Origin of the sequence: Methylobacterium sp. SD274, from assembly GCF_017355285.1 — a bacterium.
Classification (GTDB): Bacteria; Pseudomonadota; Alphaproteobacteria; order Rhizobiales; family Beijerinckiaceae; genus Methylobacterium.
This window is the reverse complement of record NZ_JADIJP010000004.1, coordinates 79,517-93,868: the sequence shown is the minus strand read 5'-3', so window position 1 is coordinate 93,868 and position 14,352 is coordinate 79,517. Positions and strand designations below refer to the sequence as shown.

The 14,352-nt window shown below is 67.2% G+C and carries 12 protein-coding genes and 1 tRNA gene; 9 read left to right on the top strand and 4 right to left on the bottom strand.

Features of this window, described 5'->3' with window-relative positions:
* Positions 1-3: 3 nt before the first annotated feature.
* Positions 4-5,244, bottom strand: coding sequence for an alpha-2-macroglobulin (locus IPV08_RS05415; RefSeq protein WP_246747823.1), 5,241 nt, complete (start codon positions 5,242-5,244; stop codon positions 4-6).
* A gap of 279 nt (positions 5,245-5,523) precedes the next feature.
* Here IPV08_RS05415 and IPV08_RS05410 point away from each other — a divergent pair, with 279 nt between their 5' ends.
* Positions 5,524-6,948, top strand: coding sequence for a serine protease (locus IPV08_RS05410; RefSeq protein ID WP_207411074.1), 1,425 nt, complete (start codon positions 5,524-5,526; stop codon positions 6,946-6,948).
* 66 nt (positions 6,949-7,014) lie between these two features.
* Here IPV08_RS05410 and IPV08_RS05405 read toward each other — a convergent pair whose 3' ends face one another.
* Both IPV08_RS05405 and IPV08_RS05400 read right to left on the bottom strand, forming a co-directional pair.
* Entirely contained in the window at positions 7,015-7,170 is a 156-nt protein-coding gene (locus tag IPV08_RS05405; RefSeq protein ID WP_018046049.1) for a hypothetical protein, read from the bottom strand.
* Between the two features lie 188 nt (positions 7,171-7,358).
* Entirely contained in the window at positions 7,359-8,408 is a 1,050-nt protein-coding gene (locus IPV08_RS05400; RefSeq protein ID WP_207411073.1) for a cysteine synthase A, read from the bottom strand.
* 189 nt (positions 8,409-8,597) lie between these two features.
* Here IPV08_RS05400 and IPV08_RS05395 point away from each other — a divergent pair.
* From IPV08_RS05395 to IPV08_RS05375, 5 genes are all read left to right on the top strand, one after another.
* Positions 8,598-8,674, top strand: a tRNA-Arg gene (locus tag IPV08_RS05395).
* Between the two features lie 272 nt (positions 8,675-8,946).
* Positions 8,947-9,195, top strand: coding sequence for a hypothetical protein (locus tag IPV08_RS05390; protein WP_056423291.1), 249 nt, complete (start codon positions 8,947-8,949; stop codon positions 9,193-9,195).
* A gap of 95 nt (positions 9,196-9,290) precedes the next feature.
* Positions 9,291-9,578: a hypothetical protein gene (locus IPV08_RS05385; protein WP_207411072.1), complete on the top strand. Its 288-nt coding sequence runs from the start codon at positions 9,291-9,293 to the stop codon at positions 9,576-9,578.
* A gap of 76 nt (positions 9,579-9,654) precedes the next feature.
* The gene (locus tag IPV08_RS05380) at positions 9,655-9,990 is read left to right on the top strand and encodes a hypothetical protein (protein ID WP_207411071.1); all 336 of its coding nucleotides are present in this window, start codon (positions 9,655-9,657) and stop codon (positions 9,988-9,990) included.
* A 77-nt stretch (positions 9,991-10,067) separates the two neighbouring features.
* Complete coding sequence (locus IPV08_RS05375; RefSeq protein WP_207411070.1) at positions 10,068-10,256, top strand: Rmf/CrpP family protein; 189 nt, start codon at positions 10,068-10,070, stop codon at positions 10,254-10,256.
* 71 nt (positions 10,257-10,327) lie between these two features.
* Here the strand turns inward: IPV08_RS05375 and IPV08_RS05370 are convergent, their stop codons facing one another.
* Complete coding sequence (locus tag IPV08_RS05370; protein ID WP_311276877.1) at positions 10,328-10,579, bottom strand: hypothetical protein; 252 nt, start codon at positions 10,577-10,579, stop codon at positions 10,328-10,330.
* Between the two features lie 236 nt (positions 10,580-10,815).
* Here IPV08_RS05370 and IPV08_RS05365 point away from each other — a divergent pair, with 236 nt between their 5' ends.
* The 3 genes from IPV08_RS05365 (at position 10,816) to IPV08_RS05355 (ending at position 14,117) form a co-directional block, all read left to right on the top strand.
* Positions 10,816-11,478, top strand: coding sequence for an HAD family hydrolase (locus IPV08_RS05365; RefSeq protein WP_207411069.1), 663 nt, complete (start codon positions 10,816-10,818; stop codon positions 11,476-11,478).
* A gap of 140 nt (positions 11,479-11,618) precedes the next feature.
* Positions 11,619-12,071, top strand: a complete 453-nt coding sequence (locus IPV08_RS05360) for an anaerobic typically selenocysteine-containing protein (RefSeq protein ID WP_156467635.1) — start codon at positions 11,619-11,621, stop codon at positions 12,069-12,071.
* 231 nt (positions 12,072-12,302) lie between these two features.
* Positions 12,303-14,117 (top strand): M10 family metallopeptidase, encoded by a 1,815-nt coding sequence (locus IPV08_RS05355; RefSeq protein ID WP_207411068.1) that lies wholly within the window; start codon positions 12,303-12,305, stop codon positions 14,115-14,117.
* The last annotated feature ends 235 nt before the right edge of the window (positions 14,118-14,352 follow it).

The window sequence follows — 14,352 nt, the reverse complement described above, 5'->3', positions numbered from 1 at the left end:
AGCCTACTTCGCGCTCACCTCGACCGAACCGAAGGCGGTGCGGCCGAAGCGTTCGGGGCGGTACATGTCCTCGATGGTGGCGCCGGGATGGACATAGGTGCCGGGTGAGACCGCCCGCACGGTGTAGGCCACGGTGAAGAAGGCGGATTGCTCGGGGCTGCGCTCGTAGGCCGCCACGAAACGATCGTCTCGGAACTCGGTGCTCACCGGCTGCACGTCCGACTTGGCGAAAGCGAGCCCCGCCAGGGCATCGGAATCGAGGAGCTTCGGATTGTCGATCTCCAGCCCGGCGGGCAGGCGGTCCACCAGCAGGAGGCGGCCGGCGCTGGCCTTGGCCTCGGCCACCTTAAGCACCACCACGAGGCGGTCGTTCTGGCGAACTCCTTGCGTGAGATCCACCACCGTGCCGTCGAGGCGATGATAGGTTCGCTCGATGGAGTAACCCCGTGATTCCGCCGGCTCCGGCGCGATGGGATTGCCCGACACGCTCACCACAGTCTGGGCGGCGCCCGTCCCGTCATTGGTGATGGTGACGGGCCTCGCGTCGAGGGCGGGGGCGCGGTAGAGCCGCGAGACCGGGCCCGATTGCCGCGTGCCGTCGACGCTGAAGCTCAACGCTTCCGCGTCCTTGGCGAGCCCCTCGGCGGCAAGCACCATCCAGGCATTCTCCTGGGTGCTGGTGAGGCGTCCGCTGGCCCGCTCCTGGGTGATGACCTGACCCAACGGCCGGATCGTCTCGCGGGCGAGGCCCGTCTCGGCGGCGAGAGCGAGAAGGCCGGCCCCGTCGCGCAGGCGCGAGCCGTAATCGGCGCGATAGGTCGAGGTGTCGCGCGCGGATCCGAGCGCGGTCACCGCCGACTCGAACGCCTTGGCCGCGCGGCCCCGGTCGCCGAGGAGGGCGAGAGCCGCCGCGATCTGGCCGCGTCCGAGGGGGGTCGCGAACTCACCGAGCTTGGTGTCGGCGAGGTAGCGCAAGTCGCCCATCACCGGGCGCCCGTTCCGGGCCAGCACGTAGGCGGCGTAGGCGATGTCCATGCCGCCGTCACGCACCTCCGTGGTGTTGGCTACGGTGTTGCGCAGGCGGTCGAGGGCATTGGCGAAGGCGGTCTGCGGCACCGCGAATCCGCGTTCACGGGCGCGGGTCAGGAAGTCGGTGACGTAGGCGTTGAGCCAGACGTCGCTCGACCCCCCGACGCTCCACAGGCCGAAATCGCCCGAAGCGTCCTGGCGCGAGAGCACGCGGTCGATGGCCTCGCGCACCCGCTCGTCCACTTTGTCGTCGATGCCGAGCCTGTCGAGGGAGGCGAGCTTGTTGACGTAGAGGAGCGGCATCGCCCGGCTCACCGTCTGTTCCGAGCAGCCATAGGGATAGCGGTCCAGTGCCTGGAGCAGGGCGGGCACGTCGAGGGCGGCGAGCGAGGAGGCCGTCACCGAGACCGAGCCGGTGCCGGGGAGGATGTCGGCGAGGAGGTCGCCCGTCACCTGCATGGTGGCGCCGGGTTCGAGGGAACTCACCGAGCGGCGGACCAGCGCGCCGGTGCCGGGGCCGATATTCAGCGAGAAGCTCTGGCCGACGGTGCCGGTAATGCCGGGGCCGGAGAGGTTCACGTCGAGCCGCGACAGGCCGGGGCCGGCGGCGGTGATCGGGATCACCAGGGAGCCCTTGGCGCCGGCCTCCAGCTTCATGGTGCTGTGGACCGCGCCGGCCGAGACCAGGACCGGGCCGGTGAGGTCGAGATCCACGGTATAATCGCCGGCCTGTCCCTCGACATTGTCGATGGCAATGAAGAAGCGCGAGCGGTCGCCGACATTGAGGAAGCGCGGCAGGGTACCGGTGAGCACGACGGGATCTCGGATGATCACGTCGGCCTGCGCGGAGCCGACCTTCGCTCTGCTCCAGGCGGTCACCATCACCCGGCCGGTGCCGTTGAAGGCGGGCAGGGGAAAGTCGACGCTGGCCCGGCCATCGGGGCCGACGCGGACCACACCGGAATAGAGCGCCAGCGGCGCCTGGGTCGGCGGAGAATCGGAGAGTTCCGCCGCGCCGCCGTCACCGCCCGAGCGGATCGCGCCGAGCGTGCCCTGCATGCCGTCGATCAGGTATCCGTAGAGGTCGCGGATCTCCGGTCCCAGCGCCTTCTGGCCGAAGAAATAGCCGAAGGGATTGGGCGATTCGTAGCGGGTGAGGTTGAGGATGCCGACATCGACCAGGGCCACGCTGATCCGTGCTTCCTCGCCGGAGGAGAGACCGGCGAGCTGGATCGGCAGGGTCAGGGTTTCGCGGGGCCGCGTGGTCACAGGCGCCCCTACGGTCACGGCGAGGCTGCGCTTGTCGGTATCCACCGAGAACCAGGCGAGGCCCAGTGCCCGGCCCGGCAGGCGCTTGGCCGCCTGGTCGAGCGGACGGTAGGCGGTGGCGACGAGATAGGCGCCCGACCCCCATTCCGCCTTCACGGGAATATCCACGGTGGTCCCGCTGTCCGACACCGTGACGTCGAGGATGTCGTGGACCTTGTCGCTCACCACGGCGAGGGTGGCCGTGCCCTTGAAGCGCGGCTGGAGACGGGCCCTCAGGGTCTCACCGGCGGCATAGCTCGGCTTGTCGAGCTTCAGGTCGAGGAGATCGGGCACGTCCGCGGTCTCGGATCCGCCCCAGCCCACGGTGAAGGTGACGCTGACCGTGGCCTCGGGCCGGCCGGCGACCAGGGCTTCGAGGCGGTAGGTGCCGAAGCTGACCGTGGAACTGACCCGGCCCGGCGCGTCGGCGGCGAGGTCGAGCCGCCCGTCGGCGATGCGCCGCGTCGAGGTCACCGGCTCGAACGACCAGCGCCCGCCTTCGCGGTACCATTGGTAGTTCCGGTCGACCTTGGACAGGGTCCAGGCGACGCCGTTCTGTGGGATTTTCCGTCCGTCGGGGCTCGCCATGACCACGTCGAACGTGGCGACACCGCCTTCCGGGAGGTCGCCCGAAAAATTCTTGCGGATGGCGAGGACGGGGCCGGAAGGCAGGATCGGCAGGGTGACGCTTCGGCTCAGCGCCCGTCCGCCCGGCTCGCCGACCTGCAGCGTGATCTTCGCCTCGATGGGGCGCGGAGCGCTGAGTGCCTGGACCGGCACCGTCACGGTCGCCGATCCCTTGGCGTCCGTGGTGGCCTTGGCCTCGATCTCGGCCGAGGTCGCCTCCACCTTCTCGTCGTCGAGGCCGATGGAGAACCCGTCGAGCCCCTTGATCCCGCTCGTCGCGGCGGCCTGGACCAGGACCGTGCCCGACACGTCGAGGCCCGAGCCCGGCGCGCCGTAGAGATAGCGCGCGGCGACGTCGATGGTCGCAGGCTCGCCCTTCGTCAGGGTCGGGCTCTTCGGGGTGAGGGTGACCTCCAGGCGCTCGGGGACGTAATCCTCGACGAGGAACGTTGCCTCGCCGACAGGCGGCGCCTTCGCATCGGTATAGGCGGCGATCCGCCAGGTGCCGTGCATCGCGCCCGGCATCAGGGCGAGGGGCAGGGCACGGCCGCCGAGGCCGGCATCGGCGACCTGGACGCGGCGATACTCGACCCCGTCCGGACGCTTCACCACCAGGGTGAGGGGAAGGTTCGGCACGGCGATGCCGGCGGCGTCGCGCAGCAAGGCCGTAACTTGAACGGTCTCGCCGGAGCGATAGACACCGCGCTCGGGGAAGACATAGGCCTCCACCGCACCCGGCTGCGGACGGCCCTTCACGCCCCGGTCGGTGAGATCGAAGGCGCTCTGAGAGAAGTCGAGGAAGCCGTAATCGTCGCCGAGTTGGGCGACGACGAGGCCGGGGGCGATCCCGCCCTCGCCCCGCGCGAGGCCCGGATCGAAGGCGACGTGGCCCTGGCCGTCGGTCTTCTTCGTGGCCAGCACCTCGTTGTTGCGGGCCACGAGGCGGATCTCGGCGCCGGGCACCGTCTTCGCGCTGGCGAGCGAGCGGGCGAAGACGTGGATGCCGTCGCGGCCCTTGAAGGCGGTGAGCCCGAGATCCGAGACGACGAACCATTGCGTCGCCTGGGCCTCGTAGCCGCCATCCTCATCTGTCGAGGCGGCGACGCCGCTGGCCTGGGCCAGCATGATGTAGATGCCGGGCTCCAGCTTGCCGACCGCCTGCAGCACCGGAAAGGCGGTGATAGCCTCGTGATTCAGTTCGGCCTTGGCCGTGTCGAGGGTACCCTTCCAGACGCGCATGCCCTTCTGATCGGCGATGGTCTTCGCGGTCATGCCACTGAGCTGACCGAGGAACTCCTCCGAGCGCAGGGACGGCAGCAGGCCACGGTCGCCGACGCGTAGCACCTCCACATCGATTTTCGGCGCGTTGACCGAGACCAGCGGTACGCCGGCCTGTCCGGTGCGCGGCAGGACGTAGTTGCGCCCGGTGAAGCGCACCTGGGGCGAGCGGTCCCGCACGTAGACTTCGTAATCGGCCGATTTCAGCAGGGCCTCGCCCACGGAGGCCGGGATGCCCGAGCGCAGCACGAAGGCGTAGCGCTCGCCATGCTTCAGCCCGTCGACGCAGATCTGCTGGCCGCTGCCGGTGACGGCGGCGTTGGAGGCGCCCGAGACGGCGACGAAGGGCGTGAAATCGGTCTTCGGGGCCAGGCTCTCGGAGAACTGGAAGCAGACGCGCGGGGCGGCGGCGTCGGAATCGACCTTGTAGTCGAGGATGCGGAAGCCGTGCTCAGCGCGCAGACCCTCATAGGTTTCGCGCACCGTGGCATCGTCGGCGAGCGCGAGGCTGGCGCGGTAGGCCTCGAGCGAGGGCCGCCATTCGGATTCATCGGCATAGACCTCGCCCAGCGTCGCCAGGGCCTCTGCCTCGGCAGCGGCACCGCGCGCCTTCAGATAGGCCTGATAGGCGGCGGCCCGAGCCTGGCCGCGCAGGCGCTGGCGGAAGGAGTAGTCCCCGGTCTGGTCATCATTGCCCACCGTGCTCGCAGCGCGAGCATAGGCGATCCAGTTCTGCGGGTCGCCCGCATCGGCGGCAATGGCCCCGGCGAGGGGCTTGAGGGCATCGGCCGGCTTCTCGGCCTCCACCAGGGCCTCACCCTCGGCGCGCAGCTTGGCCGCCGGTTTGGCGGGACCGGGGGCGGCCTCCGACCGCAACGTCGCCTCGAGACGGAATCCGTCACTGGCCAGCGCGTCACGCTGAAAAGCCTTGGGTAATGGCGCTGGTTTCGGGGGTGCGATCCGCGCCACCGGACGGTCGGGCGCCTGGGCGAGAGCCGGCATCGCGACCAGACCGCCGAGCGCCAGAGTACCGGCGAGAACGCTTCTGGCAAAGACGGTTATGGAAAAATGGGCGGTCGCGCGCCCGAGCCTGGTTGATCCCGACATCGCCCACCTCGTCTTCGGCGGCATCCGATCCCCCCTCGGTGCCGCGCCGGACCCTAGCACCTCGCGCGCGCGCCGCAATGACGCGCTCGCTCTGACGATCGGCTGGAAATCCGGCGATCCCTCTGTCACACCTTCGCAAACGGCATCGGCACAGGCCATCGGGGAGCGTGGACCATGACGCAGCGCGCGCGATTCGCAGGGGTTGCGGCGGCTCTGGCCCTCCTCGTCCTGCCGGTTCAGGCGCAAGGCCCCGCCCAGGCGCCTGCCCGTGCGGCACCGGCGGCCGACCCCGCTTTCGAGGCGGCGAAGGCGGCTTTCGAGCCCCTGCCGGAGGCGGAGAGGAAGGGCCTGCAGGACGCCCTGGTCTGGACCGGCGACTATAACAGCGTGATCACCGGCACCTTCGGGCGACGCACCTACGACGCCTTGCTCTCCTACCAGAGGCGCGCCGGACACCCCGCACCCGGATTCCCCGACGCGGGGATGCGGGCGGCGATGCTCGCCGCGGGTGATGCCGCCCGGAAGGCGGCGCGCTTCACCGTGAAGCCCGATCCGGCGAGCGGCGTCATGATCGGCGTGCCTGAGCGGCTGCTCGCCAAGCGCAGCCCTCAGGCCGGCGGAACCCGCTGGCAAAGCGGGGATGGCCGCGTCACCCTCGACACCAAATCCTTCGCCCCGGAGGAGACCAGTCTCGATGCCCTATTCGCCCGCATCACCGCGCCGGGCGCCGACCGCAAGGTCACCTACAAGATCAAGCGACCGGATTTCCTCGTGGTCACCGGCGAGACGGCGACGGGCAAATCCTACATCCGCTATGCCGCCGCCCCGGGGGGAGTTCGCGGCTTCACCATCGGCTACGACAAGGCCCTCGGGCTGGATGTAGACCGCTTGGTCATCGCCGTCGCCAACAGCTTCGTACCGTTCCCGGAGACGGCCGATGCCGCTCCTGCCCAGGTAGCGGTCAAGCCCGGTGGGACACTCGACAGGTCCACGCCGGCTCTGGCGGTGAAAGCCCTGCCGCCTCTGGTCCGCGCCGCTGTGACGACAGGCATCGGCCTCGTCGTCGCCCCGGGGCGTGTCCTGACAAGCTCCTCGGTCCTGGAGACCTGTGCGGCACCACGGATCGCCGGCGCGGCAGCACGCATCGTCAAGGTGGATTCAGGCCGCGGTCTGGCACTTCTCGAAGGGACCGGCGCGAAGGGCCGCGTTGCCACCCTGGCCGCGAAAGGGAGCGCGTTGACGCCGGGCGATGCGCTCGTGGTCCTGGGGGCCGATGGGGGAGGGGGGATCGCCGTCTCGTCGGGCCAAGCCGCCGGGGATCGGCTCTCCGCGCCGCTTCAGCCCGGATCGTCGGGGGCCATCGTGCTCGACCGGGACGGAGCATTGGCGGGCCTCGTTTCCCGCTATCCATCGTCGCCCCGTCTCGTCGCCGGTGTGGCGCCGCCAATGAGCTACCCGATGGTCGATGGCCGCGTGGCCTTCGCGTTCCTGGCCGAGAACGGCATCTCGCCGGGGGCGGCCAGCGGCGGATCGGGTTCCACCCTCGGCGCGGTCGCCTCCAGGGTGGCTGACTCGGTGGTCGGCCTCACCTGTCCATAAGGATCGCGTTGTCCCGGATGCATGACCTGCGGGGCGCCGGAACGCCCCGCAGGTCCGGTCGTGCGGTCAGAGGCGTCCCGTGACCAGAAGCACGATCAGGATGATGATGAGGATACCGCCCAGACCGAAGCTCTGCCCGCGATAAGCGCCGCCACCGAGGAAGTTGCCGCCGCCGAGGACGGCGAGGATCAGAATGATGAGCAGGATGGTGGTCAGGGTCATGGGAAAGAAACTCCGGTCACGCCCAACCAACATTGCTTGAGCTTGACCGGTGCAACGTCCATCCGCCGATTCCGTTCAACGCGACCGCGTCACGATGATGCAGATTGATGACGGTGTTGCAGGAAAGTCGATTTCAGCCCCAGCCGCACGGTCGGACGGTCACGAGACGCACCCGTCGCCGTCCGGTATCAGGCCCGCCAGTCGGGGAGATCGCCCGCCGTTTCCGTGAGCCAGGCCGGCACCGGTAACCCGCGCTCGGTGAGGAAAGCCGGGTTGAACAGCTTCGATGCGTAGCGCGCCGCCCCGTCGCAGAGAATGGTCGCGATGGTGTGGCCGGGGCCGAGAACCCGCGCGAGCCGGATCGCGCCGGCGACGTTGATCCCCGATGAGCCGCCCAGGCTGAGTCCTTCCTCGCGCATCAGCCCGAACACGATGTCCAGGGCCTCCGTGTCGGAGATGCGGAAGGAATGGTCCGGCCGGAACCCTTCGAGATTGGCGGTCACCCGGCCCTGGCCGATCCCTTCGGTGATCGATGAGCCTTCGGCCTTCAGCGTGCCGGTGGTGTAATAGGCATGTAGCGCCGATCCCTCTGGATCGGCGAGCGCGACGGTGATTCCGGGCTTAAGCGCCCGCAAGGCCTGGGCGGTGCCGGCGAGGGTGCCCCCCGTTCCGGCGGCGCAGACGAAACCGTCGATCCGCCCCTCCGTCGCGGCGAAGAGCTCGGGGCCGGTCGTCTCCACATGCGCCTGGCGGTTGGCGACGTTATCGAACTGGTTGGCGAAGAAGGCGCCGGCCGGTTCGGTGGCAGCGAGGCGCTCGGCGAGCCGGCGCGCCACATGCACGTAATTGTCCGGGTTGGAGAACGGCACGGCCGGGACCTCGACGAGGCGGGCGCCGGCGAGGCGCAGCGTCTCCTTCTTCTCGGCCGATTGCGTCTCCGGGATGACGATGACCGTGCGGTAGCCGCGGACCGAGGCGACGAGGGCGAGCCCGATGCCGGTATTACCCGCCGTCCCCTCGACGATGGTGCCGCCCGGCCGGATCGACCCGCGCCGCTCCGCATCCGCGACGATGGACAGGGCCGCCCGGTCCTTCACCGACAGTCCGGGATTGAGGAACTCGGCCTTGCCGAGGATGGTGCAGCCGGTGAGGTCCGACGCCCTGCGCAGGTGGATCAGCGGCGTTCCGCCGATGGCGGCGAGGACATCGCCGGAGAGGGAAGGGGTGCGCGTGGTCATGACGGGTCGGGCGTCTCCTGCGATGTGAGGAGCAACGAGCATGACCGACACGGCGTCCCGCGACCACCCACGATCACGCGGATCGCAGAAAGGTACGCCTATCGGTCGAGAAGGGGTTGCCAAGCTGAAAAGGAGATTCTAGACACCCCCACCGACGGCGGAGCGCACAACTCTCCCCCGGTCAGGTCGGCGCCCGTAGCTCAGCTGGATAGAGCACCAGACTACGAATCTGGGGGTCAGAGGTTCGAATCCTTTCGGGCGCGCCAACACTTAGCTAGGTTTCCAGTCTAGCCTGAAACTGCCAGGAGCCATGCCACGGGTAACACCGCGAGCGCCCTGGGAAGTTCACCCTACCCTATCTCGTTCTTGATCCTGCTTCATCGTTCAAGCGACTGACTCGCTGTCCAATCGATTCGGGCGTGGCCTTCCGTGCTGCGCCGTTCGGGACGGATGAAACCAAGGCTATTCTGACGCTTTGATCGATTACGATCCGCCATGGGTTGGCGATCGTTGGCGAACGAAGCCGAAGGAGGGAAGGGTGCCGAGACGTGTCGCGGAGCTGAGGGGAGATCCGGCATTCGGTCAGGCCGTGCATGCGGTGCGGGGAGCCGCGAGCGTCTTGAGCGGACGTGCCGTTACGCAGGAGGAAGCGGAGCTGCTGGTGAGCTTCGCACTTGCCGCCTATGCGAATGCGGGCGGTCTGACCGAGCCCAGCCTGAGCCGCCTTTCGCAATTCTCGAACACGCTGCCGCCCGAGGAGAAGTTCGAGACCCTGCTGAAACACTGATGTCGTTTCGAGACTTGTCGAGCCAAGCGACAGAGGCCGGCTCTCGTCAAAGAGCCACCTCGCAAGATCCGATCTCCAACATCAGGACGCTTTCCGTGCAGGATACACCCGAAGCCGATAAGGCCGCGCGCGACATCGCGGAGAATGTTCTGGCTGCCTATGTCAGGCAGGTGAATTCGCGGATTCACCCGGGCGTCGAGCAGACGCTCGTCACGCGTCTGGCCGAGGCCATCCGTCCCCGGCTGGATGCTTCGGCGGAAGACCTTGTTGCGATCGCCAATGCGGTACTCGACGATGTCGAGTTGACCGCCCCCGAGATGCGCGGACCCAGGATGACATCCCTGAACCCGATCGACAGATCCGTCACGGCGGCTTTGCGCTGACGGTCGGCGCAGCCGGCGAGAAGCGTCCCGCGCGTGGGGGCATGGGTCGAGCACCTGACGGGGGAGACCATCTGCCATGAGCCGGAGCCGGGATACCTCCTCCACCGCTCTGGATGTGGTTGGCCGGCTGTCGGAAGTTTCTCGGCTCGCGGGCCAGCTGGCAGACCGTGTCCTCAGCGCCCAGATCGCCAGTCAACCCATTCCCGAAGCGCAGATCCATGCGCTGCTCGATGCCGCCATCATCCTCGATGCCTATGCGATGAAGCTGCCACCGCTGCTCGAGCAGATGATCGGCAAGGTCGAGGATAACGAGAGGGACAATCCGGCGGCGGGTTGCAAGGCCGATGGTGCGGGGGTGGACGCCGAGCGCCAGGCTTGGCCGTCGCCCCACTCCGAGGGGACAAAGGGCTGAGAGAACCCTTTGGTCGCGGGATCATCGACCGGTTTGTCCGAGTTGATCGATCACACCCATAGCACGGAGGCAGTTCCATGGCCGACATCCGTCATTCGCGCCCCGACCCTATCGAGCAGGGCGCGCAGGCCCGCATCCATGGTCATCCCAAGGATGCATGTCCCTATCCTCGCGATAGCGAGGAGCGTTTATCCTGGATGGAAGGGTATGACGGCACGCCGCGCGAGGAAGAGCCGGTCCGGCCATCGTACGAAAGGCGTCTTTGAGCGGAAGCCGGGCGCGGCCCATCGCGTGAGAGAACGAAGGGCCGCGTCTGTAAACAAAGCGCGATGAACGGTCAGGCCGCCGTCCGCGCCTCGTAATAGAACGCGGCAATTTCATCGATCAAATCGCGCTTCTGCTCATCGATTAGATCCGAGAGGATGTCGTCACCTTCCCGGTCGATGGCCGATAACAGGCGGATGTCGGGGAAAACTCCCTCGAACGTCACCAGCACTTCCGCCTGGGCGTAGGGATCATGGGGGTCGAGACAGTGATGGCTCATCATTGGGCAAACGGCGCTCACTTCGGTCAAGAACGAAAATGCCATACACGCGGTCCGCCCAGGATAATATATAGCATGATAATGCTTATTTGCGCATCGGGGCGGCACGCCGCCACGCTCTGACCCATTTTGGAGGGGAGCGGCGGCGCGTCGGATACCGCAACGCGGCCCCCGTTTCGACCGCAACGCGACCCCCCCTTCGACCGCCATCCATCGGTCCTTGGCCTCGGTCCGGCGGAACGGCGCATCCTCCCGATGGTTGTCGGCGCGGAGGGCCACCAATGCGCGCAGTGATTTTCGATATCGACGGGACGCTGCTCGACAGTGTCGACCTGCATGCCCAGGCCTGGGTCGATGCCTTCGCCCATTTCGGGGTGGAGACCGATCCCGCTCTGGTCCGGCGCCAGATCGGCAAGGGCGGCGACGAGCTGATGCCGGTCTTCCTGCCGCCGGATCGCGTCGCTCGCGAGGGCGAGACGATCGAGGCTTACCGCTCCGACCTGTTCAAGCGCGAGTACCTGGATCGGGTGCGGCCGTTCCCCGGGGTGAGAGCTTTGTTCGAGCGGATCAGGGCAGCGGATCTACGGATCGCCCTGGGGTCCTCGGGCAAGAAGGACGAAGTCGAGCATTATCAGGAGTTGCTCGGCATCGCCGACCTCGTCGACGTCGTTACGTCTTCGGATGATGTGGAGCGCTCCAAGCCCCATCCCGACATCTTCGAATCGGCCCTGAAGAAACTCGCGCCCCTCGAACCTCGATCGATCGTCGTGGTCGGCGATACGCCCTACGATGCGGAGGCCGCGGCCAAAGCCGGTCTCTCGACGATCGGCGTCCTCTGTGGCGGCTTCCCCGCTGCGGACCTGTCGAAGGCCGGCTGCATCGCGATCTATCGAGACCCGCAGGATCTGCTCGCCGGTTTCGATCGCTCTCCCCTCGTCGCCTGACATCGCCCCATCGGTCCGACACTCCGTCGGAGCGCAGGTCAGGGGCTCGCTTCGTCGCAGCCTGGAACAGGGGCGAGTGGTCGTTCTTATCAGAATGACGCTGCGCACCGCCTGGATGCGAAGTAACGGAGCTAATAAAGATGATGACGATTCGTCGAAGCCTTGCCGTAGCGGCGGCCGTACTCATTGCGGGTCCGGCTTATTCCCAAAGCAAGCCTCTGGCGCCACCGGCAACCGATGCGATGCCGCCGGTCGAGCTGACGGTTGCACTCGAGAATGGAAAGCCCGTCTGCAGTCCGGCCGAGTTGCGGCTGCCCGCCGACACGAATGTGGAGCTTCATATCGTCAGCACGGCGAACGCGCCTGTAACGATCACCGCCGAGGGACAGTTCGAGAACGCCAAGGTGCTGCACGCGGATGGCGACCTCGTCCACGTCATGAGCGAGAAGGGCTACACCGTGAAGCAGAACGGCAAGGGCGTGCTGCGGTTGCGGACCATGAAGGCGGGCGAGACCGCCTATGGCTGCACCAGCACCCGTAATGCCGATGCCCCCTTCGTCGGCAAGCTGATCCTGACGCCACCCGCCGGATGACCAGATGGCGCTCCGGCTCAAAGCCGGGCGCCGTCATCCTCTTGGCCGGCTGCCCTGCCCCCGGCAACTCTTCGGAGATCAGCCTGTCCGGCCACCATTCTCAGTGTCGTTAAGCTATGTCTTAACCGGAAAGCCTCAAGAACCCAGTCTTGAGCGCTGTCGATGCGAGCCATCGCCCTGACCGGCCATCACGGCGCGAACAATCATGCTCGATTGTGAAGGCGCGAGACAATGGCCGTACCGGGTTCAGCACCAGCCAGCCGCAGCGACGGCAAGACCGCCCTGCTGTATCAATTCAAAGATCGCGACGGGACGTACCATTTCGCCGGGGAGGACCATATCGACGGGGTCCTGATCGGCGCGAAATGGACGATCGGCACGCTGACCTACAGCTTTCCCGCGAGCGGGAGCTTCTACGAAGGGTCCGGTTACGAGGAAAATCCGGGTCAGTTCGGAGACCCCCTCTACCACCAGGCCTTCAATCCGCAGCAGCAGGAGGCGACGCGCTACACCCTCGACCTCGTGGCTTCCTACACCAACCTGAATTTCCAGGAGATCACCGAGACCGCCACGACCCATGCCGAGCTGCGCTTCAGCCAGACCTTCTGGAAAGAGGAGGGCTCGGCCCATGCCAACTTCCCGTCGAGCAATCTCCAAGCCGGGGATGTCTGGTTCGGAACCTACTCCGACCAGCCGTTCTACAGCGTTCCGGCGATCGGAAACTGGGGCCAGGCAACGAACATGCACGAGATCGGGCATGCGCTCGGCCTGAAGCATGGCCATCAGGATTATACCTACGTCCCCCTGAATGGCGACCTCGGTCTCGCCGGTAGCCCGCCCCGCTACGGCACGGCGGCGCTTCCCCTGGAGAAGGACGGGCAGGATTGGTCGCTGATGACCTACCGGTCCGACCCGACCAATTTCGATCATCCGTTCGAAGGCGAGGGGTTCAACCAGCCTCAGACCTACATGCAGGACGACATCGCCGCCCTGCAATTCCTCTACGGCGCCAATTTCGGGACCCAGAGTGGCAACACGACCTATCGCTGGGACACCAAGACCGGCGAGATGTCCATCGACGGCATCGGCCAGGGTGCTCCCACCGCCAACAAGATCTCCATGACCGTCTGGGACGGCAACGGTCGGGACACCTACGATCTCTCCAATTATGCGACCGCCCTCGACGTGGATCTCCGCCCGGGGGCTTTCTCGACCTTCTCCACCGCGCAGCTCGTCAACCACCAAGCCTATAGCGGCGGCGACGCGATCGCGGTCGGCAACGTCGCCAACGCGCTCCTGCACCAGGGCGATCTCCGCTCCCTGATCGAGAACGCCATCGGCGGCCGGGGGCATGACCGGATCGTCGGCAACACGGCCGATAACCGCCTCGACGGTGGCCTCTCGTCCGACAAGATGTTCGGCCTGACCGGGAACGACACCTACCTCGTCGATGACGGGCGCGACGTGGTGGTGGAGTGGGCCGGCCAGGGAACCGACTACGTGCGGAGCAGCGTCTCCTACGCGCTCGGCGAGAATGTCGAGCACCTGATCCTCATCGGCAATGCCGCGACGAAGGCCACCGGCAACGATGGGGCGAATGCGCTGCGCGGCAATGCGGGCGACAATGCCCTCAATGGCGGGTCCGGACACGACCGGCTCTACGGCAATGACGGCGCTGACACGCTCCTCGGCGGCCTGGGCAACGACCGGCTCGAAGGCGGCGCCGGCAACGACAGGCTCTATGGCGGTTGGGGCAACGACGTTCTCATCGGCGACCGGGGCGACAACGTCCTGATCGGCGGGCGCGGAGACGATCAGTTCTTCCTCGGCGCGGGAGCCAACCGCTCGGTTCTCGACATCCATTCGGGACACGACACGCTGTTCGATTTCAGCGCCTCGAGCGGTGACCGGATCGATCTCTCCGGGCAGAGCTATGCCGTCGGGCGATCCTCCGACGGCTATGCCCTGCTCACCCTGTCGGGCGGCGGTACGGTCGAGCTCGACCATATCCGAGTCTCGCAGGTCGATTCGGGTTTCTTCGTCTGAGAACAGACCTCGCTGAGTCTGACTCATCGAGGCCTGCCCGCGCGACGGCGCGGGGGCGGTCGTGCGCCGGATCTCACTCATCCTGACCTATGGGTCGGGGTCGGTGAGACCGGGTATGAGGCCGTTCATGCCGCATGGTCCGCTTGCAAACCCCATCTCGCCATGGCGGCCGATTGCCCTCCAGCCCGGTCACTCGGCCGCCGACGCTTGTCCAAGGGGCTCTCAGGGAAAGGCG

Bases quoted from the DNA above. Each gene is read 5' to 3' on its own strand.
- IPV08_RS05415 (WP_246747823.1), bottom strand. From the start codon at position 5,244: ATGCCGGCTCTCGCCCAGGCGCCCGACCGTCCGGTGGCGCGGATCGCA.
- IPV08_RS05410 (WP_207411074.1), top strand. From the start codon at position 5,524: ATGACGCAGCGCGCGCGATTCGCAGGGGTTGCGGCGGCTCTGGCCCTC.
- IPV08_RS05405 (WP_018046049.1), bottom strand. From the start codon at position 7,170: ATGACCCTGACCACCATCCTGCTCATCATTCTGATCCTCGCCGTCCTC.
- IPV08_RS05400 (WP_207411073.1), bottom strand. From the start codon at position 8,408: ATGACCACGCGCACCCCTTCCCTCTCCGGCGATGTCCTCGCCGCCATC.
- IPV08_RS05380 (WP_207411071.1), top strand. From the start codon at position 9,655: ATGAGCCGGAGCCGGGATACCTCCTCCACCGCTCTGGATGTGGTTGGC.
- IPV08_RS05375 (WP_207411070.1), top strand. From the start codon at position 10,068: ATGGCCGACATCCGTCATTCGCGCCCCGACCCTATCGAGCAGGGCGCG.
- IPV08_RS05370 (WP_311276877.1), bottom strand. From the start codon at position 10,579: ATGGCATTTTCGTTCTTGACCGAAGTGAGCGCCGTTTGCCCAATGATG.
- IPV08_RS05365 (WP_207411069.1), top strand. From the start codon at position 10,816: ATGCGCGCAGTGATTTTCGATATCGACGGGACGCTGCTCGACAGTGTC.
- IPV08_RS05360 (WP_156467635.1), top strand. From the start codon at position 11,619: ATGATGACGATTCGTCGAAGCCTTGCCGTAGCGGCGGCCGTACTCATT.
- IPV08_RS05355 (WP_207411068.1), top strand. From the start codon at position 12,303: ATGGCCGTACCGGGTTCAGCACCAGCCAGCCGCAGCGACGGCAAGACC.